At 65.5% G+C, this 20,284-nt stretch carries 15 protein-coding genes; 10 read left to right on the top strand and 5 right to left on the bottom strand.

The genetic code is table 11. The features are described from left to right. The first annotated feature begins 42 nt into the window (after positions 1-42). From ACFTS5_RS18750 to ACFTS5_RS18720, 7 genes are all read left to right on the top strand, one after another. Entirely contained in the window at positions 43-1,236 is a 1,194-nt protein-coding gene (locus ACFTS5_RS18750) for a hypothetical protein (protein WP_378632399.1), read from the top strand. Next, positions 1,233-2,465, top strand: coding sequence for a hypothetical protein (locus tag ACFTS5_RS18745; RefSeq protein ID WP_378632397.1), 1,233 nt, complete (start codon positions 1,233-1,235; stop codon positions 2,463-2,465). The genes ACFTS5_RS18750 and ACFTS5_RS18745 overlap by 4 nt, the downstream gene beginning before the upstream one ends. A gap of 196 nt (positions 2,466-2,661) precedes the next feature. After that, positions 2,662-3,888, top strand: a complete 1,227-nt coding sequence (locus ACFTS5_RS18740) for a hypothetical protein (protein ID WP_378632394.1) — start codon at positions 2,662-2,664, stop codon at positions 3,886-3,888. 58 nt (positions 3,889-3,946) lie between these two features. Further along, positions 3,947-5,137, top strand: a complete 1,191-nt coding sequence (locus ACFTS5_RS18735; protein WP_378632391.1) for a hypothetical protein — start codon at positions 3,947-3,949, stop codon at positions 5,135-5,137. Between the two features lie 78 nt (positions 5,138-5,215). Next, a complete protein-coding gene (locus ACFTS5_RS18730; protein WP_378632388.1) occupies positions 5,216-6,778 on the top strand; it encodes a serine/threonine-protein kinase in 1,563 nt (520 codons plus the stop codon). Positions 6,779-7,157: 379 nt separating this feature from the next. Further along, positions 7,158-7,481, top strand: coding sequence for a WXG100 family type VII secretion target (locus ACFTS5_RS18725; protein ID WP_067448143.1), 324 nt, complete (start codon positions 7,158-7,160; stop codon positions 7,479-7,481). A gap of 38 nt (positions 7,482-7,519) precedes the next feature. Next, positions 7,520-7,810: a WXG100 family type VII secretion target gene (locus tag ACFTS5_RS18720; protein ID WP_378632386.1), complete on the top strand. Its 291-nt coding sequence runs from the start codon at positions 7,520-7,522 to the stop codon at positions 7,808-7,810. Positions 7,811-7,935: 125 nt separating this feature from the next. On the opposite strand, the gene ACFTS5_RS18715 is transcribed toward ACFTS5_RS18720, so the two are convergent. The 4 genes from ACFTS5_RS18715 to eccCa all read right to left on the bottom strand — a co-directional run bounded on the left by ACFTS5_RS18715 (position 7,936) and on the right by eccCa (position 14,899). Then, the gene (locus ACFTS5_RS18715; RefSeq protein WP_378632383.1) at positions 7,936-8,781 is read right to left on the bottom strand and encodes a hypothetical protein; all 846 of its coding nucleotides are present in this window, start codon (positions 8,779-8,781) and stop codon (positions 7,936-7,938) included. A gap of 96 nt (positions 8,782-8,877) precedes the next feature. Beyond that, positions 8,878-9,438 (bottom strand): hypothetical protein, encoded by a 561-nt coding sequence (locus ACFTS5_RS18710; protein ID WP_378632381.1) that lies wholly within the window; start codon positions 9,436-9,438, stop codon positions 8,878-8,880. Beyond that, positions 9,435-10,865 (bottom strand): type VII secretion-associated protein, encoded by a 1,431-nt coding sequence (locus ACFTS5_RS18705; RefSeq protein WP_378632379.1) that lies wholly within the window; start codon positions 10,863-10,865, stop codon positions 9,435-9,437. The genes ACFTS5_RS18710 and ACFTS5_RS18705 overlap by 4 nt, the downstream gene beginning before the upstream one ends. Beyond that, positions 10,862-14,899 (bottom strand): type VII secretion protein EccCa, encoded by a 4,038-nt coding sequence (gene eccCa, locus ACFTS5_RS18700; RefSeq protein WP_378632377.1) that lies wholly within the window; start codon positions 14,897-14,899, stop codon positions 10,862-10,864. Before eccCa ends, ACFTS5_RS18705 begins: the two co-directional genes overlap by 4 nt. Positions 14,900-15,085: 186 nt before the next feature. On the opposite strand from eccCa, the gene eccD reads away from it, so the two are divergent. The 3 genes from eccD to ACFTS5_RS18685 all read left to right on the top strand — a co-directional run bounded on the left by eccD (position 15,086) and on the right by ACFTS5_RS18685 (position 18,797). Then, positions 15,086-16,552 carry a type VII secretion integral membrane protein EccD gene (gene eccD / locus ACFTS5_RS18695; RefSeq protein ID WP_378632375.1) on the top strand — a complete coding sequence of 489 codons (1,467 nt, stop codon included), beginning with the start codon at positions 15,086-15,088 and terminating at the stop codon, positions 16,550-16,552. Then, the gene (gene mycP / locus ACFTS5_RS18690) at positions 16,549-17,967 is read left to right on the top strand and encodes a type VII secretion-associated serine protease mycosin (protein ID WP_378632373.1); all 1,419 of its coding nucleotides are present in this window, start codon (positions 16,549-16,551) and stop codon (positions 17,965-17,967) included. The genes eccD and mycP overlap by 4 nt, the downstream gene beginning before the upstream one ends. A 62-nt stretch (positions 17,968-18,029) precedes the next feature. Further along, positions 18,030-18,797 carry a potassium channel family protein gene (locus tag ACFTS5_RS18685; RefSeq protein WP_378632372.1) on the top strand — a complete coding sequence of 256 codons (768 nt, stop codon included), beginning with the start codon at positions 18,030-18,032 and terminating at the stop codon, positions 18,795-18,797. On the opposite strand, the gene eccB is transcribed toward ACFTS5_RS18685, so the two are convergent. After that, positions 18,794-20,272: a type VII secretion protein EccB gene (gene eccB, locus ACFTS5_RS18680; protein ID WP_378632370.1), complete on the bottom strand. Its 1,479-nt coding sequence runs from the start codon at positions 20,270-20,272 to the stop codon at positions 18,794-18,796. The genes ACFTS5_RS18685 and eccB overlap by 4 nt on opposite strands. Between the last annotated feature and the right edge of the window lie 12 nt (positions 20,273-20,284).

The raw sequence follows: 20,284 nt of genomic DNA, 5'->3' as shown, positions 1-20,284 counted from the left end.
TGACGTAGGATTCCGCCGACAATCGTTTCGGGGAGGAATGAGTTGCGAGCCGCAAAAGTCGTCTGCGTCCTGGCGACCGCACTGTTGACCACTGTCGTCACGGCCTGCGGTGGTCCCGATGAGATCACCACCACCGACGCCCCGGTGGACCTCGCCACTCTCGACGTCGGCAACTATCCGACCCAGCCCCGCCAGGTCGGAACGGTCGCCAACCTGGATCAGGGCCGCTTCATCGAAGCCGAACGCCTCGGCGACTTCGTGCCGACGCCCGCCGATATCGATCCACGGTTCGTCCACACCAATCCGTCGATCGCGTCGGTGTTCCTCGATGCCGAAGCCGCGCTCGGCAAGATCATGGCCGTCGACCGGTTCGCCGAGGTCGCCCCCGATTTCATCGGCGGATTCGTGAGCTCGGCGGAGACGAAGCCCAGCAATATGGGCCTGGACATGGTGAACGCGGTGATGATCTTCCCCGACGCGCAGAAGGCCACCGCCGCCGCCGCCGAGCTGGAGAAACTCGATTTCGGCTACGCCCCGAACAACCAGCGCATCGAGATCCCCGGTTATCCCGCGGCGATCGCGCACTGGCAGCCCGACCAGCAGTCGATCGGGTCCTGGTTCGCCACCGGTCATCTGGTGATCTACACCTGGTTCTACGACTACCTGAAGATCTGGCTGGAGAAGGTCGACAAGCAAGCGCTGCTCGACCTCACCCGCAAGAGCCTCGACACGATCGTCCCCGCCGTCGCGAAATTCACTCCCACCCCCAGCACCGAACTGATGACCCTGCAGCGCGATCGCGACGGCATGCTCGGCCGCACCGCGCCCCGCCCTCGCGAGGATTCCTGGATCAACCCACCCGGTGTCTACGCGGGCCGCACCGCCCGTCACTTCCTCTCCGACCCGGTGAGCACCGCGAGGATGATCGACGACTTCGGCATCGACCTCTACGCCAACGACGGCGCCGAGGTCTACCGGGCCCGCGACATCGCCGGCGCCCAGGGTGTCCGCGACGAGCTCGGCGGCGTCACCCGCAAATTCACCGCCTCCGCCGCACCGAAAAACCTGCCGAGCGCCCGGTGCAAGGAATACATCGGCAGGAAACAACGGATCGCGATCCGCTTCTATTGCGCCGTGTCCTACGACCGCTACGCCGCCTATGTCTGGTCGAACCAGCTCCTCGATGCCCAGCAGCGGATCTCGGCCCAGTACGCATTGTTGGTGAACGCGAAATGAGAATCCGATACGCCGTGCTGGCCGCCTCGCTGGCCACCGTCCTGACCGCCTGCGGCTCCACCCTGTCCGGGCAGGCGCTGCCCGGCGAGATGGATGTTCGCAATCTCGACGTCGGTTCGTACCCGACCGAGCCGGTCAACGCCCACGACGACGACCCGGTCCCGCCGTTCTACGAGATGTACGAGGTGGCGGCGATGCGGATCGCCGACTATGTGATCAACTCCCGCGACATCGACGCCCAGATGACCTACGGCAAACGCGCGACCACCGTCTCCGCCGGCGTGATGCCCTCGGCACTCGGCGACGAGCCCGCGATGTCGGCGATCGCCAAGAAGCACAAGATGCTGTACGGCTTCGAATCCAATGGGGCCGCCAAGGATTCGCGCGTCGAGACCTACGGTGACTGGCCGACGAAGAAGGCCGACAACAGGCTCACCGCCACCACGATGGTCCTGCAGTTCCCCGACGCGGACCGCGCGGCCGCCGCCGCGAAAGAGTTCTACGACACCGACCTCGCCATGAAGGAAGGCCGCAACCAACCCGTCGCCATCCCCGGACACCCTGCGGCCCTGTCACATTGGCGTCCCGACTCACCCTTCCTGCGCACCGTGCTTCCCCACGGCCCCTACGTGATCGCCTTCCTGCTCTCGGTGCCCACGCCCGACCAGCAAGCGCTCACCACCCTCGCCTCGAACGCCTTCACCGAGCAGATCGAGGCACTCGCCGAAACCACGCCGCTGACCGACGAAGAGGTCATGACGCTGCCGTGGGACCCCGACCACCTCCTGATGCGCACCCTCAACCCCGACCAGCTGGCCAACCCCGAGGGCTCCGGCTACTACGTGGTCACCGGCAAACACGGCATCCTGCACTACGCGGGCGACCAGCTCCCCACCGATCGCCACTACATCGACGAGCAGCTCACCAAGATGAGCGCCCAACAGGTCGCCCTGTCCTGGGGCTCGATCGCGGTGCGCACTCCCGACGAGCAGACCGCCCGCCGCGCGGTCACCGAGAAGATGTTCCTCTGGCCGGTGGAAACCGAAGCCGCCAACCCACCCAACCTCCCCGACGCGGCCTGCGTGGAGAACAAACGCACCGGCGCGGCGAAACGCTTCAGCTGCATCCTCGCCTACAACGAATACGTCGGAATAGTCAGCGGCAACCAGCTTTTGGACGCCCATCAACGTGCGGCCGCGCAATATGCACTATTCGCCAACGCACGGTGACCTGCCTTCTTCGGAACCCGACCACACACGTCCCACAGCATCGACGATCGGCTCCAAGGAGGCCCACCAGCGCCGAGCGCGCGACCGGTGCCTGAGTGCTATCTTCTCTGAAGCGCTTGGCTGGCGGGGTGGCAAGAGCCCCGAAGTGCTGCGACCGAGTCGCGCGGACTCGGTGGTTCGTTACGGAGGGGAATGCATGAGGAAAACGAGCGCAGTGCTGCTCGCGGCCGGGGTAGCCGTGACTGTCGCCACAACCGCCGGATGTGGCGACTCGCCGGAGGCAGCGGATACCGCAGCAACAGCGCAAATCGATCTGAGCAGCCTCGATGTCGGCAACCTCAAGACTGAGCCAAAGGTCTACGGCAAGGTCACCAGCCTCGAACAAGCCCGCGCAGTCGAAGCTATGCGAATGGCGAACTACATCGCGCTTCCGATGGAAATCGACCCCGCAGTCATCGTCGCTCCACCGGCGATGTCAGGTGCAGTTCGGTTGTTCACCGACTTCGGCTCCAGCGTGATCAAGGGGCGCATGAAGGCCGATCCCAATAGATTGAACGAATCAATCAAGGGTTTCATCGGCGGTTTCGTCAGCACCGGACAAACAAGCACGAAGGGGCACCTCTCGCAGGAGCTCGACAATACTGTCATGCTTTTCGACAGCGAACAAGAAGCACTCGCCGCAGCCGATATCTTGGCAACCGAGGAATTCGGAACCTCTCCAGAAAACACTGTTGTGGAGATCAAGCAATATCCGGCAGCGCGCGCGCATGTAAATCCAGGGGAGGCGGGGATGTTTCACTCCTGGATCGCTGTTGGCAGGTACGTCATCGCCACCTATCTTTACGACAATGTCATGTCCACGTTGAAAACCCACGACAGCGAGAAGCTGGCGACTCGAGCCGAGAAAAGTATCAGCAAAATATCCGCTGGACTGAAAGACTACTCGCCGCCGCGCCTCGACAAGCTGATGGATTCCGACATAGACCTGGATGGAATGCTCGGATTAGCATTGCCGACGGTAGGAATCGACGGCGCACAACGCGGCATACCCGGCGTATATACCCGACACGGAGGCCTTCATATCTCGGGAGCCCCGGAATCGGACGCCAAGTTGTTCGAGGAAGCCGGCGTGGACCGGATCTCGTGGCAGGGGGACTTCGTGTACCGCGCCCGCGATGCACAGGGGGCACAGCGAATCGCCGAAGAACACGGGCAAGTATCCAAGTTCTTCCGCCGCGTGGAACCTCCGAAGAACCTTCCCAACGCACTCTGCAAGGAATATATCGGACCATCCGCGTACGCAGTGAAATTCTACTGCTCCGTCTCCTACGGAAGGTATTCGTCTGAAGTCGCGGCGTCACAGCTGAAGGATGTGCATCAGCGGGTATCGGCGCAATATTCCATCTTGGCGAAGAGTAAGTAGAGAAGAAATGGACCAGAGACCACCGATGTTTTCGCGGACAACACGCCTTTCGGTATGCATGGCCACGATCGTCACCGCACTCTCCGTCGCCGGCTGCGGCTCCACCGTAACAGGCTCTTCGATTCCTGCTGAACTCGATGTTCGCAAGCTCGATGTCGGATCTTATTCCACCACTCCGCTGGATATGCGATACACCTACCAGAACGACCTCAGCGGTGGACTTAAACTTGCTGTTATGCGGTTGTCCGACAATGTCGTCACCGGCATGGATATCGACCCTCGATTCAAATACAGCACCGGGTCGGTTCCGTTTGTCGACGCAGCGAAGGCTACTACCGTACTGGCCGACGTCACCAAGCCGGTTCTCGAACGGAACAAGATGATGTTCGGCTTCGCCTCTGGCAGCGTTGACAAGGAGCCGGATAAGTCAGGCAAGAAGGTCGACGGGCAATCGTTCACCACCGTCGCGGTCATGCAGTTTCCAAGTGAAACGATAGCGAAACAGGCTGCTACGGAGATCGAAGAGGCGGACTTCGCCGTCGCTGCGGATAAGAACGAAAAGATCGCGCTGCCCAGCTATCCCGAGGCGCACACACACTGGCGCCCCGGCGTCGCCACCATCGGTTCCGTGATGGCCAAAGGCAACTACGTCATCAGCCTGTACCTCAGCCATACCACCCCCGATCTCGCTGCCCTCAAGGATTTGGCCGAGAAATCTTACGCCGCACAGCTTCCCCGCCTCGACGCGCTCGAGCCGCTCACTGCGGAAGAAGTGCTGTTCCTGGAGAATGATCCGGACGGGATGCTCAGGCGCACCTTCAACCCCAACGCGATGGGGCTACCCGATCCTGGCAAACAGGGCTCTTACACCATGCAGGGCTTCCTACACCAAGTTGCCAACACAGCCCTGTGGAAACAAACCCTCACCGAGGTCGGACTCGACCGCTTCTCGCTCAGCTACGCGGGCTCGTTTTCCACCTCGATGCTGTTTCGAACTCGCGACGCCGAGGCCGCACGCCGCCTCGCGTCCACGATCTTGGATGGCGTCTACCCTGGTGTCGCGGACGCACCTGCCGCTCTACCCGACGCGAAATGCGGCGAAGGAAAGTCGACCGATGACATCGAGAAGAAGCGGTTCCGGTGTGTTGTCACCTACCGCAATTACACCGCCACGGTCGAAGCCGACCAGCTACGCGATGCTCATCAACGGGCTGCCGCCCAATACGCGCTCCTCGCGAACAGTCAGTAGCGCCCGGTTTGCCCACCCGACAGACTCTGAAACGAAGAGAAAGAGCGCCTCGCTGATGCAGGACAGGAGACAGTCAGTATGGCGATGAGTCCTGGCACCATCGTCGGCGGATACCGAATCGATCGGGTCCTCGGCGCAGGCGGTATGGGCACCGTCTACCTGGGAAAACACCCCAGTCTTCCCCGAATGGACGCGCTAAAGGTGCTGAGTCCGGAACTCTCTCGTGACCACGAGTTCCGGGCACGGTTCGAACGCGAGGCCAACCTCGCCGCCGGGCTCGATCACCCGAATATCGTGTCGGTGTACAACCGTGGCGAAGAGCACGGCCAGCTGTGGATCGCGATGCAATACGTGCCCGGAACCGACGCGTCGGCGGAGATCGCTCGCGATCGTCACGCGATGACGCCGCTCCGAGCGCTGCGAATCGTGACCGAAGTCGGGAAAGGTCTCGACTACGCACACCGAAAAGGCTTGCTACACAGAGACGTCAAGCCTGCGAACTTCTTGCTGTCGAATACCGACGGGGATGAAGACGAGCGAGTCTTCCTCACGGATTTCGGTGTCGCGAAGTCGAATGACGATGCGAGCGAGCTCACGCAAACCGGCAGCTTCCTCGCAACGATCGCCTATGCACCGCCGGAGCAACTGTCGGGTGGCGCGCTCGACCACCGAGCCGACATCTATAGCTTGGCTTGCTCGTTCTACAAGCTGCTGACCGGACAGAACCCTTATCCCGCAGCCCAACCGGCCATGGTGATGATGGGGCATCTACACGAACCGCCGCCGCGAGCCACCGCGGTGAACCCTGGTTTGCCCCCGGCGTTGGACCACGTATTCGCGCGTGCGATGGCGAAACGTTCCGCCGAAAGATTCAGCACCTGCCGGGAGTTCACCGACGCGGCGGCCGCCGCGTTGACACCGGGCCACAATCCGGTGTCGACAGACACCTCACCGACCTATCCGATTCAGGTCCTCCGTCCGGAGACGGGCTCCCACTACTACACCCAGCAGCACGTGCCGACCGCGCCCGGACCGTTGAGGCCGAACAACCGTGGCAAGTGGATAGCTGTCACTGCCGTGGTCGCAGCGACTGCGGCCGCCGCGACCATCGGAATCGTTGCCCTGCAGGATGATCCCGGTGCCACCGCGTCGACATCGGTCACCTCGACGTCGAAGGTGCTCACGCCACTCGAGAAGTCACGCAAGGACAATCCCGCATTCGAAGGGAAGCCGATTCTCATGGTGGATGTCTTCGACGCCGGCGCGAACTCCTTCGACCCGGGGATGGGTGTCTTCCTGTCGCCTTCACCCCAAACCAGATTTCTCGGCGACCTCGGCCTCATCTACAGCCCGACCTATGCGAAGAACGGTGACGAAGCCTCGCCCCGCCCGATCGGCAAAGACGATCGCTACACGGCACTTTCGAATGTCACCAACGGCTACATCCTGGCTGTCCGAAGCGATTCCAAAGCCGGTGGGGGCGGCTTGCTCGGGTTACCCTCCGCGATCACCAGTTCGCGGGCAACAGTCATCGTCATCGATGACCCCGCAGCGGTGGCCGCGATGAGGAACTGGTCGATGAGCTCTGAACAGACACTGATCGACAAGGTCGTTCCCGTCCTGCAGACGCAGATCAAGTAGTCCGACCGCCGGTGATGCGGCAGGAGCAGCACCAGCGGTGGTAGGAATCGGACATGGCCACGCGCCCCAAGGTGCGGTAAGGTCCACGGCAGTTGCCGTGCCCGCAGCGCGACCAGCCTGCGATGGGGAGGAGGGGGGACCACGGCGACGATGGCCATCAGTTGCGACGACGACGTTTGCACTGGCCATCGACACTGTCGCCACCGGTTCGTCCGGACGAACCGGCAGTACGACGAACACCGCGGATGGCGGTGAACGGGGACGTCCGAGACCTTTCGAAAATTGGATGGAACCGATCGCTCGCGGCTCGCGTCCAACTAGATGAAGAGGTCGAATGCCGCGGAGCATCGCGACCTGACCCATTCGGAGAGGATCCACTATGGCAGTGAAAGCGTCAGTCAACGCGGAAGCCGTTAAGACGTTCGCGCACGGCTGCGAAGACAAGCACGCCGCGCTCGTGAAGGCAATCCGGGACCTCAAGACCTTCGAGGACCAGCTCACGGCCACGTGGACGGGTGAGGCGAAGTTCGCGTTCGACTCGTTCATGGAGCGGTACTACTTCCAGGCTGACAAGCTGAACGACAAGCTTCTGCAGACCGTCGAGAACCTGATGACCACCAGCGGGAAGTTCACGAACGCTGACGAAGCGTTCCGCGACACCGTGGCGTCGCACACGTCGAGCCTCGACCTCCCCGCACTGTAGTCCTCACTCACACATTCGACTGATTCGAAGGAGACCTCATGACCAATATTTCTGCCAAGTTCGGCGAGGTCGCAGCCACTGCCGATGAAATTCGGAATGCTGCGCAGGGCGTCCAGAACATGCTCGAAGACTTCAAGAACGAAGTTGCGAAGTTTGTCGCCGAGAGCTGGGACGAAGGTAGCGCCTCGGAGGCGTTCCGTACCCTGCAGGCGACCTGGGACACCCACTCGGTGCAGCTGCAGACCACGCTCGACGGTGCCGCGAAGCTCGTCAGTAGCGGTAACTCCGACCTGCAGAGCACGGACACGGCCCTCGCCGGCCTGTTCTGAGCCACACCTCTTCGAGCCCCCGAGCTACTGCTCGGGGGCTCGAATTGTTTCTACTGCGAAGATCTCGAACCAACGCCACTGCTGGCGCTATTGCGGTTTGCTTACCCGGCCGGGACTCGGTTTACCTAGAACCCAGCGCGCTCGAGGTATTTCAACGCAGCATCTTTGTCCTTGAACCCTGACATCACCGTGTACAGCTTCGTCGCCGTGTTGAAGGTTTCCACGGTGGCCCCGCCACCCGGGATCGTGTCATCGATGCGGAACTTCTTCTCGCCCTTGTCCATCAGCCATTCCGGGTGCTGACTGCTCCACTGACGGAGCAGTTTGTCCGGGTTGGTGTCGATCCAGGCGATCGGGTAGCGGTCGATGTCGACGGCTGTTCTGAGCAGGCCTACCGTCAAGCCGTTCTTGGCCGGCACCGTGAAGACCACTCGGACCGCGTACGGGTCGTTGCCGATCGGGGCCTTCTCGGTGATGTTGTTGACGGCGACGACTTCGCGCAGGGGCGCGGGCAATGCTTCGAGGACGATCTTGGCGGCGGACGAAACAGGTTGCGGGGCCGCCTTGGTCGTCGTCGGTGCGGGTTTGGAGGTGCTCTTCGCAGAGGTGGGCGCCGCGGGCGCTTCCTGGACCGACGATGGGGGTGCTGCGACCGTTGCCGCTTCGTCGTCGCCTCCGCCGGCGACAGCGACAACCCCGACCACCAGCACACCGATGACGACAACAGCGCCGCCGACCAGTACTAGGGGCGATTTCCACCACGGGTTCCGCTGCGGCGGTTGGGGCCATCCCTGCTGCGGTGGTTGACCCCAACCCTGTTGCGGGTGGGGCTGACCACCCGGCTGCGGATGCGGCTGCGAGCCGTACTGCGGCGGCTGCATCGGTGGATACGGCTGCTGACCGGCATACTGCTGCGGCGCACCCTGACCGGGCGCCCAGCCCGGACCTTGCTGCGGCGGTGGATAAGTCATGGTTTCCCCTCCCGATTCACAGGCCGCAGGCGGTACACAGGCGACCCGGTGCGAGCGTACTTGCGCACGCCGCCGAACCCGAATCGAGGCAATCCGCTACCGCTCGCTGATCCGCACACCGCTCAGGATCGTGTCCAGGTCCGAGCGGTAGCGGGGGACGTTGGCGATGGGGGTTTGGGTGGTTATTCGGATGGGGTAGAACTTGTCGCCCACCGGGTAGGCGAACTCCAGGTAGTCGTGGTGGGAGTTGGCGGTGGTTCCGGTGGTGAGCTGGGCGGGGGTACCGCAGATCCGCACTTCTTCGGAACGTGTTCGATGCCAGTCGGATTCGTGGGGGCGCAGGATCCGCAGGGTGTTACTCGCGGCGTCGGCGGTATTCGCCGGGCTGAAGGTAGTGACGGTGACCGTGGCCATGCCGAAGGGTGGGTCGGCGCCTTCGATGGTTTCGAAACGGTGGAGTACGAGACCGCCGCCTTCGACCGGCTGGGTCGACCAGCCCGGGGGTTGCGGGGCATGGATGGTGAAGCCGGCGGGGTTGGCTGTGGTGGCTGACGGTAGGTCGGCAGGGCACGACGGCGCGCTGGATGTCGACAGCTCGGCCGGGGTGCATGCCAGAGTGCAGGACGCCAGGAGTGTGGCGAAGAGGACGCGGCTCATGCCCCGACGTGGACGCCTCCGACGACCTGCTCGCAGGCGGACATCACACCGGCCCAACCATTTTCGGCGTACTGGCAACCGATGCTGACCTGGACTCCGCGTTCGACGAGGACCTGCCAGCGAACCGTTGACCCGTCGGCGGGACGCTCTTCGTAGGAGAGTCCGGGGCGGCCGGCGAAGACTACGTCTCGGCGCACGGGGGTGACGGTGCCGGCGGGCTTTTTGGCGATTTGGGCGCTGAGGTCGGCGGCGACCTCGTCGTAGCCGGCACCGGGGGTGACCGGTTTCTGGGTGATGGTGATGCGGTGGCGGGCCGCGTCGTCGGGGACGAGGTCGGCGCGGGAGTCGGTGGCCGTGGTGCGGTGCCAGCCCGCAGGGATCTCGACGACGACTCGGCCGACCGTCTCGGTGGTGGGTTTCGGCATCGGTTTCGCCGACGTGGGCTGGGGCGCTGCACTCTTCACCACGGGGGCCGAGGTGGTCGCGACGGCGGCCGTGGCCTGTTGGTCACCGGATCCGAACAGGAAGAAGCCACCGATCGCTGCCGCGGCGACAACAGCGGCGAGGGCCGCCGCGCCGATGTAGAGCGGGCGGCGATCGACCGGGTTGGTCGCCGCGGCACGTTCGCGCAGGGGCTGCATCCACTCGGCCGCGGGCGGGATGTTCGGCGTGTAGGTGGGGGTCTTCTGAGTCGGGCGCGCCAGGTCTGTTCCGGTCAGCGGGCTGACGGGAACGCTCGCACCGCACGCGCTTTCGACTGCGGCGGTGATCGCGGCCAGTACCGCCGGATCGGTGGCGCCGAACACCTGGACGACGTCGGCGGGGCGATCGGCGAGCAGGCGGCCGAGAAGTGCCGTGAGCCGGCCGAAGCCTTCCTCGTCGGCGAGTTCGGAGGCAGCCAGGTTCGGTTCGACCTCGACCGCCTCGACGTGGGTGCCGTACGTGTCGTAGGTGACCGATGACGCCGAGGTCGACAGCATGCCGAACTCGATGATCGCGGTGCGGCGGCTACGACTGGCGGTGACATCGACGGCCGAGGCCCGCAGGGCACAGGCCTCGAACGCCACCTCGTGGGTGAATTGCTGTGCGGCGGTACCGAACAGATCGAGTTCGGGTTGTCCCCACGAGGTGGGATGCACGACGACGATCCGCTCACACAGCGGCGTCACCCGCAGGGTGTCCATGATCGCCGCGAGCAGCGCGGACAGGGCTTGGCTCACCGTCGGCATCCGAGGTGGCAACGCGAGCACACCACCGGCCAGGTACTGCACCACCGACACCGCCTGGGTGGGCGGGATCAGCGGCTCGCCGACGACGAGATCGGAACCGTTGCTGCCCAACACGACCGACGGCGCGACATCCCAATGGGTGGTGGCGCCACGCGCCCACACTTTGGCTTCGCTGACAACGAGCTCGACGACGGTCATTCCGGTTGCGGCATCCAGGCGGTCTGGACCAGGCCCTCGGTATTACGCGTGACGAAGGTGCCACGCCCGGCGGGCTTGGGGCCGGGACGCGTGGTACCGACCATGACGCCTTCGTCTTTGCTGCAGCTCATCACCAGTGCGGCCGAACCGAGGTCCTTCATCCGCGCCAGCGTCGCCTCGTACATGGCACGGCTGGCTCCGCCGGAGCGGCGAGCGATGATCAGGTGGAAACCGAGGTCGCGGGCGTGCGGCAGATGCTCGACGAGCGCCGAGACCGGGTTGCCCGACGAGGTGGCCACCAGGTCGTAGTCGTCGACGAGCACATACAGCTCGGGACCGGTCCACCACGAACGCTCACGCAACTGCTGTGGCGTCACCTCGGGACCGGGGGTCCGCTTGGCGACATACGCCGCGAGGTCGGCCATGTTCTGGGTGAATTGCGGTGCGGTGGAACCATATCCGGCCTGGTAACCCTCGGGGATGATGCCCAGCATCGAGCGGCGGTAGTCGCCGACGATGAACCGTGCCTCGTTGGGGGTGTTCGACGCGGCGATGCCCTCGATGATCGAGCGCAACAGCGTGGTCTTACCGGACTCGGAGTCGCCGATGATGATGAAGTGCGGGCTTTCCGCGAAATCGATGTAGACCGGAGCGAGCTCGGCCTCGTTGATACCGATCGGGATGCGCAGGCACTTGGTCGCCGGATCGACGCGCGAGGGCCAGTTGCCCGCCAGGTACAGCAGCTGTTCGCGGGGCAGCTGATCGGGCAGCATGCGGACCTGCGGTGCGGGACGGCCCGGCGTCATCCGGGCGATCGTCTCGACCGCGGACGACACCGCTTGGCCCAGATTGGACGGATCGGCGGAGCCGTCGATCCGCGGTAGCGCGGTGAGCATGTGCAGGCACTCGGCGGTCATACCGCGGCCGGGACGACCCTGCGGAACCAGCGACGCGAACTTGCGGCCGAGGTCGGAATCCATCGGATCGCCGAGGCGCAGCTCGATGCGGGTGCCGATCTGGTCCTTGAGCGCGGGGCGGGCTTCCGCCCAGCGGGCGAGTGCGATCACCACGTGCACGCCATACGAAAGACCCTGCACCGCAAGGTTCATGATGACCTGCTCGAGCGCGTCGAAGTCCTGGCGGATCGAGCCGTAGCCATCGATCACCAGGAACACGTCACCGAACGGATCCTCGTGCGCGCCCTGGGCGGCCGGGCTCGACGCCGGGTCCATCGAACGCAGGCGACGGAATTCGACCATCGACTCGATGCCGAGCTGACGGAACTTCGCTTCACGTGTGCGAACGATCGTGGTCATCTCGGCGACGGTGCGCCGGACCTGGTCCTCGTCGAGGCGGCTTGCCACCGAACCGACGTGCGGCAGACCCTGCAGGCTGGTCAGCGTGCCACCACCGAAATCGAGGCAGTAGAACTGCACCTGCTCGGCGGTGTGGGTCAACGCCATCGCCATGATCATCGAACGCAGGGCGGTCGACTTGCCCGACTGCGGACCGCCGACGATCGCGACATTGCCTCGCGAACCGGACAGGTCGACCACGAACGGGTCGCGGCGCTGGTCGTAGGGGCGGTCGACGATGCCCATGGGGGCACGCAGGGTGGCGATCGCGGCGAATTCGCCGGTGAGGATCGAGCGCGGCACGAGCTGATCCATCGTCGGCGCTTCGTCGAGCGGCGGCAGCCAGATCTCGTGGGCAGGTCGGCCGTGGCCCGAGATGCGCGAGACCAGCATGTTCAGGTTCGACATCTGCTCGTTGTCGTCGCCGACCGGTTCCGGCTCGAACTCGGCCTCCACCGGCAGCGGAACCCGATCGGCGGCGCGGAAGCCGACGTGGGTCGCGGCGAAAGGCCGGGCGTTGACGTCGATCTCGCCGCCGACGATGCCGGCACTGGTGACCTCGCGGGCCGAACCACCACCGACGTAGGGACCCGACACGTACGAAGCCTGGAAGCGCTGGATCTCACCCGAATCGGACTTCAGGTAACCGCCACCGGGGGTGCTCGGCAGGTTGTAGGCGTCGGGGACGCCGAGGACCTGACGGGACTCGTTGGCGGAGAAGGTCTTCAGGCCGATGCGGTAGGACAGGTGCGATTCCAGGCCCTTGAGCTTGCCCTCTTCCAGACGCTGTGAGGCGAGCAGGAGGTGGACCTGCAGCGAGCGACCGAGGCGGCCGATCATCACGAACAGTTCCGCGAAATCGGGGTGCTGGGTGAGCAGTTCGGAGAACTCGTCGAGCACGACGAACAGCGCGGGCAGCGGGTCGAGGTCGGCGCCCGCCGCGCGGGCCTTCTCGTATTCGGAGACGTTGGCGAAGTTGCCCGCCTGCCGCAGGACTTCCTGGCGACGGTTCATCTCGCCCGCCAGCGCGTCCTTCATACGGTCGACGAGGTCGGCTTCGTCCTCGAGGTTGGTGATGACCGCGGCGACGTGCGGAACGCCGTCGAGGCCGAGGAACGTCGCACCACCCTTGAAGTCGACGAGGACCAGGTTGAGCTGGTCGGGCGAGTGGGTGGCGAGCAGGCTGAGCACCAGGGTGCGCAGGAACTCCGACTTACCGGAACCGGTCGCGCCGATGCACAGGCCGTGCGGGCCCATGCCGTTCTCGGCGGCTTCCTTGATGTCGAGCTCCACCGGTGCGCCGTCGGCGCCGATGCCGAACGGCACGCGCAGACGCTCGCGGCCGTAGCGGGGACGCCAGGCGCTGGCCGGGTTGAAGTTGCCGATATCGCCCAGGTTCATCAGCTGCGACCAGGTGGAGATCGTCTCGGTCTCGTCGGTCTCGACATCGCTGCTGCGCTGGGTGGCCGCACGGTAGGGCGCGAGCCTGCGGGCGAGCTGCTGGGCCTGCTCGGCGCTGACCCGGTCGATGGTGGCGAAGCGTTCCTGGTTGCCGGTGGCACCGCGGCCCAGGCACTCGCCGTCTTCGACGACCATCTTGATGCCACGGGAAACAGCAAGGCGCGGTGCGTAATTGCACAGGTCGATGATGGTGACGCCCTCGTACCCGGACTCACGCAGCTGGTCGTCCTCGGCCTCGAGCAGGCCACCGTCGACGACGATCACCACGTGCACCATGTTCGGGTTGTTCGGCTGGTTACGCGAGTAGCGGACCCGGTTGCCGAGCAGCGGATGCAGGCCGCTCATCGCCTCGCGGATGGAGCCGTAGAACATGCGCTGGGTGCCGATGCCGTCCTGGGAATCGGGGTGCTGGGTATGCGGGAGCCACTTGGTCCACTCCCACTCGCGGGCGGTGTCCGGGCCACAGACCACGGCGACGAGCACCTGGTCGGGCGCCTGGAACATGCACAGCTGCAACAACATCGCACGCGTCATGTCGCGCGCCTGGGCGCGGTCGCCGTCGAGGGCGACGGTGCCGAAGCCCTTCACCGCGATGGCGGTGGGCAGATCGGGAACCGTGGAATGCGCGCGCACGAAACGGCGCAGCGACACCGCGGCGATGGGCTCGAGCTCTTCGACGGGGCCGGTTTCGGGGGCTACCAGCCTGGTCGCCAGGCGCTGGCCGCCGAGGCCGATCCGCGCGTGGCAGAAATCCTTGTCGCCGGAGCGGCGCTCCCACATCCGGCTGGTGCCCGCGAGCATCCAGATCAGGCCGGGCTCGGGGTGGCTCCACTCGACGGCGGCGCGCTGCTGCTTGGCGGTCTCGTCGACGTCTTTACGGACCTGATCGAGGTAGCGCAGATAATCCTTGCGGTCCTCGTTGGCTTCCGCGGCCTTGGCTCCCTTGCCACCGCCCTGCCCGAACATGGTGACCATCGACATGATCATCATCATCGGGAACATCATCGACATCGGGTTGGACAGCATGCCGCTGCCCTGGGTGAACATCAGCGCCATCATGCCGACCATGCCGACGACCATGACGACGGGCATCAGCTTCGCGAGCAGGTTGCCCGGGGTGATCCGCGGGATCTCCGGCGGCGGCTGCAGCGTGACCTCGCCACCCGGTGTACGCGGCATCTCGCGCCGGGCACGGCGCTGGAACCTGACGGTGCTCATGGTCGAAGACTCCCCCTGCTTGACTACTCGCTCATCTGTCGTCGCGACGGGCTCAGTGTAGAGGTCGCGGCCGACATGTCGTATGGTTCGTCAGGCATTCTGCTGTCCGAACGGTGGGTTCCGCAAACTGTCGACCGTGTGAGCGGTCGAGCGGAAACACGAGGTAGAGACGGAACTGGGGGAGTTTTGACGCACGCGCGACTCGATCATGTGGAAGAGGACTCCGCACGCGGCATCGTTCGCGCGCCGGACCTTGCCCGAGTAACCATCCTGGCCAAGCACACGCAGGTGGACATGGCTATTCCGGTCGACGTGCCGGTCGCCCTCGTCATCCCCAGCGTGGTCGACATGGTCGCGCAGCACAGCCGCTCGAATGATTTCGACAACGACGGCGAACGCTACGAACCCGCCGAGTGGGTGCTCGCCCGCATCGGCCACCCCCCGTTCTCGAACTCGCTCAGCCTCGGCGAACAAGGCGTACGCGACGGCGAACTGCTGATGCTGGAGAGCGCCTCGCACGCGGCGCCGACGCCCCTGTTCGACGACATCATGTACAACGTCGCGGTCGCCGACGCCGAGCACTACCGCAGCTGGACGCCGAAGACCGCCCGCGTCACCGGTTCGGTGCTCGCCGCACTCACCATGCTGGTCGGCTGCTTCGGTCTGCTGGCCGCGCCGGATGCGTTGCCGTTCTGGGTTTCCGGGTCGCTCGCACTGTTCGTCGCGATCCTCTGCGTGGTGGCGGGCACGGTGCTGAGCCGCATGTACCGCGATGCCTCGGCCGCGCTCGTGCTGGCCGGCTGCGCGCTGCCGACCGCGTTCACCGGCGGCATGCTGCTGGTGCCCGATCACTACGGCGCGGCGCATCTGCTGCTCGGATTCGCGCTGCTCGGTTCCATCGCGGTGCTCGCCTGGCGGGTCACCGGCATCGGCCTCGCGCTGTTCATCGGCGCGGCGACCGTCTCGGTGTTCGGCGTGCCCGCGGCCCTGGTGGGGCTGCTCACCGATCAGCCGGTCAAGGCGATCGGCGCGGCCGTCGCCGCGCTCGGTCTGGCCGGACTCTCACTCGCGCCGCGTGTTTCGATGCTGCTGGCCAAACTGCCCTTGCCGCCGGTCCCCTCCCCCGGCACCCCGATCGATCCGACCGAGGACGATCCGGACGACCACCGCGCCCTGCCGACCCTCGACGCCCTGCGGGCGCGGTCGGAGCGGGCCCGTAACTACCTCGCCGGCCTGGTCAGCGCGACCACGCTGGTCACCGTCGCCGGCGCGCTGCTGGCGACCGACGCAGGCTCCGAAGATCCCTACTGGCCCGGTATCTCGCTCGCGCTGGTGTGCGCGGTGGTACTGATGTTCCGCAGCCGCACCTACGCGGGCGCCGAACAGGCCATCGTGCTGATCGCGGGTGGCTCGTCGATCGTGCTGATCATGCTGGTGGGCGTCGCGCTCGAAATGCGCCAGCCGCTGGTCGTTTTCGGTGCCGCGCTGGTGATTCTGATCTCGGCGCTGGTGATGGGCCTGATCGTGCCGAACCAGTCCGCGACGCCGCCGATGCGCCGGGCCGTCGAACTGCTCGAGTACGCGTTCGTCGCCGCGGTGCTGCCGCTGGTGTTCTGGGTCGCCGATCTCTACTCGCTGGTTCGCGGGCTGTGAGGCTCGGCTTTCGACTGACGGCCGTTGCTCTGGTCGTCGGTCTGAACGCCGGATTCGGTCTCTACGGCACAGCGCACGCGGACCGGCCGCCGGCCATCGACCCCGGAATGCTGCCCGCGGGAGATCCCGCCGCGCCGCCGGACAAGACCGAACGCGGCAGCGGTACCAACGGACTGTGCTTCCGCACCCAGGCGAGTACGGCGACGGCGGTGATTCCTCCCAGCCAGCGCTCCCTCGATCTGGAGCGGGCGTGGGAATTCTCGCGTGGCGCAGGACAACTCGTCGCGGTGATCGACACCGGCGTGGAGCCCCACCCCCGCCTGCCCGATCTGTGGGCAGGCGGTGACTACGTGGCCGCGGGCGGCAACGGGACCGAGGACTGCGACGTGCACGGCACGGTCGTCGCCGGCATCATCGGCGCGACCAAGATCGACAACCAGGGCTTCTCCGGTGTCGCGCCCGAGGCCCGCATCCTCAGCATTCGCCAGACCAGCTCCCTCTACCAGTCCGAGGGCGCGGGCCGGAACAAAGGGCCCGACGATTTTCCCGAGGGCTACGGCAAGGTCTCCTCACTCGCGAGCGCGATCCGGCGGGCAGCCGACTTCGGCGCCCGCGTCATCAACATCTCGCTCGTCGCCTGCAACAGCGGTTCCCCGGCCAACGAAGCGGCGTTCGGCGCGCTCGGCGCGGCTGTGCGGTACGCGGCGCTGGAGAAGGACGTGGTGATCGTCAGCTCGGCGGGTAACTCCGACAACGCCTGCAAGTCGGGCAATCCCGGGCCCGACCCGCTCAAGCCCGCACAAGATCTGTGGAGCACGATCCGCACCTATGTGAATCCCGCCTGGTACGACGAGTATGTGCTCTCGGTCGGCTCCATCAGCGCCAACGGCGCACCGTCGTCGTTCACCGTGCCCGGTCCGTGGGTCGGCATTGCCGCACCGGGAGAAGGCATTACGTCCCTCGATGCCAGGACCACCGGCATCTCCGACGGCAAGTACGACAACCAGGGCAAGTACATGGCCTACAGCGGAACAAGTTTCGCTTCGCCGTATGTCGCCGGCGTCGCCGCACTGGTGCGCGACAGGTTCCCGGACCTGACCGCCAAGCAGGTCATCCAGCGGTTGCAGGCCACGGCCCACGCACCGGCAGAGGGCTGGAATCCGTACATCGGTTACGGCGCAGTGGATCCCGTCGCGGCGCTCACCAACGAAGTGCCGAGGGAACTTCCGCCGAAGCAGGCCAGCCCGGCGCGCAGCCTGCAGCTCGCGGTGCCCGCACCGCCGCCGCCCGCGGACAACACCGCGCGCAACGTGGCCCTGATCGGTTCCGGCGCCATCGGCCTCATCCTGGTCCTCGGCGTACTGGCGTCGTTCCCGATCCGACGCAAATTCGGGATGTCGGCCGACGATCTCTGACCTGCTCGACCAAAGAGCAGGGTACGGTCGGCGGGCCAGAGCCCGTCGACCCAGGTAGCCGCATGAATTCGTCAACAACCGACCGTCCACTCACCCGCAGGCAGCGGTGGGAGCGCGCGACCAATCTGCCGTTGATGGCGCTCGCGGTGGTGTTCGTCATCATGTACGCGTGGCGGGTGCTCGACACCGATGTGTCACCGCGGCTCGACACCAGCCTCGTGCTGGCCGATATCGCGATCTGGGCGGTGTTCTTCGTCGATTTCGTGGTCAGATTGCGGCTCTCGGGCGACCGTTTGCGCTTCGTCCGCAAGCACCCACTAGACCTGCTGGTCGTGCTCGTGCCGCCGTTTCGTCCGCTGCGTCTGCTCCGTGCTTCGCTGCTGCTGCTCGATGCCCTCAACCGCGCGACGCACCCGCGCACCCGCCTGGTGACCTTCGTGGCCACCAGTTCCCTGCTGATCCTGTTGCTGTCGAGTCTGGCCTTCTTCGACGCCGAATACGGCGCACCCGACTCCAAGATCGAGACCTTCGGCGACGCACTGTGGTGGTCGGCGGTCTCGGTGACCACGGTCGGCTACGGCGACGTCTACCCGGTGACCACCGAGGGCCGACTGGTCTCGCTGGTGCTGATGACGTTGGGCATCGGCCTGATCTCCTTCGCCATCGGCACCATGACCAGCTGGGTCGTCGAACAGCTCAAGACCGTCGACGATGCCGCCGACCGCGCCGAAAGCATGCTCCGCGAACTGGTCGAGGAGGTCAGAGCCTTACGGACCGAGGTCGCCGAACTTCGCTCCGATTCCGCGAAGTCGGCAGCCCTACCCGACTAATTGACTGTGGCGACAGGCTTTTTGGCGGGCGAGGGATCGGGCGCGACACCGTCGTGCGCGACCATCGCCTCTTCCCGGCCCATCGTCGGCCCACCCGCGAGCAGTCCGATGATCGGCCACGGCGCCGGTTCGGCCTTGACTTCCTCCAGGCCGAGCGCCTTGACCGCGTCGGCGTTCTTGACGCCGAAGCGGACGCCGGTATCGGCGATGTAGAACAGGCTGTCCTTGCGGCGGCTGTTCGGTTCGATGCCGGTGGACTGCACGTAGGCGCCGGACGCCGGCGGAATGAAGACGGTGTCCGCGTTCGGGCCCGCGCCGTCGGCCTGTGCGAGGTCGACCATCTTCGCCTTGTCCGGGATCGGCAGATCGATGCCGGTCAGCAAGGTCAGCTCGGCGCGTGCGGTCGCGTCGGTGTTGTCGGTGGCGCCCGCGATCGGCTTCCACGACATGCAGCTGACCGGCTGGTCCTTGGCGGTGATCAGCGTCGGCCGCTCGCGCGGGTAGTCCTGCACCTTCAACGTCTGGACGATGGTCGCGTAGGTGCGGTCGGTCGACTGAATAGTCGTGCCGTTCATCATGGTCGGATAGAAGTTGCGGATGATCTGGGCGGTCAGCGCCGAAATCTCCTGCAGCCCGTTCTGGAGCACCACATAGTTCTGGTTGGGCTCGTTGAACACCTGGACCACGTCACCGATCTTGTGGCCACTCACGTTGTAAGTCGGTGTGCCACCGGGGTTGTCGATGACCGGCGTGATCAGCGGCAGCACTTCGGGAATCGCGTTGAGCAGGCCCTCGCCGATCGGGCGCGGAGTCACGCCGGTGATGCCGAGTGCGTGGGTGACGGCCGGATCGTCCATCTTCACGCGCGCACGCTTGCCGTCGTAGACCAGGTAGACGGCGTCCTTGCCCTTCACGAGCATGGCCTTGCCCGCATCCACCTTCGATGCCTTGGCGCCGAGATTCGGGTCACCGGCCAGCACCGACGTGGTCAGATCCGCTGTGCCGTCGGACTTGAGCTGATCGCACACCGTCCAGGTGCGGCCCTTGCCGCCCTTGTCGTAGAGGATCGACGACGGGGCGCCCGGAATGCCGATGAGCTGACCGCGGGGCTTCTTCCCGAGCTCGGACTCCTTGACGATCGCGGCCTTGGACGCCTCACCGGCCGCCAGCCGGGCCGAGGCCAGGTTCAGCGCGGGATGCACCACATTGTCGACGACCACATAGACGCCGCCGGATTCCTTCGCGATCAGGATCTTGCTGTCGCCGATCTTGTCCTGCGGGCGCAGCAGCGCGAGCACACCACACCCTGCGAGGACGACGATGCCGAGCACCAGCCCGACCACGTAGGCACGGGTCTGCGCGCGCATCGGGTCGTGCAGCATGCGCACATCCCGGCGCACCAGGGCGTGCTCCATTCGCCGCACCAGGAAGCGGTATCCGCTGACCTGCCAGCGCGTTGTGGGTTTTGAAGGCATGGTTCCTCCCCC

This window comes from Nocardia sp. NPDC056952 (genome assembly GCF_042674185.1).
Lineage (GTDB): Bacteria > Actinomycetota > Actinomycetes > Mycobacteriales > Mycobacteriaceae > Nocardia.
The sequence above is the reverse complement of the archived record's forward strand: the minus strand, read 5'-3'. Positions and strand labels throughout refer to the sequence as shown.

Bases quoted from the DNA above. Each gene is read 5' to 3' on its own strand.
- ACFTS5_RS18725 (WP_067448143.1), top strand. From the start codon at position 7,158: ATGGCAGTGAAAGCGTCAGTCAACGCGGAAGCCGTTAAGACGTTCGCG.
- ACFTS5_RS18710 (WP_378632381.1), bottom strand. From the start codon at position 9,438: ATGAGCCGCGTCCTCTTCGCCACACTCCTGGCGTCCTGCACTCTGGCA.
- ACFTS5_RS18720 (WP_378632386.1), top strand. From the start codon at position 7,520: ATGACCAATATTTCTGCCAAGTTCGGCGAGGTCGCAGCCACTGCCGAT.
- ACFTS5_RS18685 (WP_378632372.1), top strand. From the start codon at position 18,030: ATGAATTCGTCAACAACCGACCGTCCACTCACCCGCAGGCAGCGGTGG.
- eccCa (WP_378632377.1), bottom strand. From the start codon at position 14,899: ATGAGCACCGTCAGGTTCCAGCGCCGTGCCCGGCGCGAGATGCCGCGT.
- ACFTS5_RS18705 (WP_378632379.1), bottom strand. From the start codon at position 10,865: ATGACCGTCGTCGAGCTCGTTGTCAGCGAAGCCAAAGTGTGGGCGCGT.
- ACFTS5_RS18740 (WP_378632394.1), top strand. From the start codon at position 2,662: ATGAGGAAAACGAGCGCAGTGCTGCTCGCGGCCGGGGTAGCCGTGACT.
- ACFTS5_RS18730 (WP_378632388.1), top strand. From the start codon at position 5,216: ATGGCGATGAGTCCTGGCACCATCGTCGGCGGATACCGAATCGATCGG.
- ACFTS5_RS18735 (WP_378632391.1), top strand. From the start codon at position 3,947: ATGGCCACGATCGTCACCGCACTCTCCGTCGCCGGCTGCGGCTCCACC.
- ACFTS5_RS18715 (WP_378632383.1), bottom strand. From the start codon at position 8,781: ATGACTTATCCACCGCCGCAGCAAGGTCCGGGCTGGGCGCCCGGTCAG.
- ACFTS5_RS18745 (WP_378632397.1), top strand. From the start codon at position 1,233: ATGAGAATCCGATACGCCGTGCTGGCCGCCTCGCTGGCCACCGTCCTG.
- eccB (WP_378632370.1), bottom strand. From the start codon at position 20,272: ATGCCTTCAAAACCCACAACGCGCTGGCAGGTCAGCGGATACCGCTTC.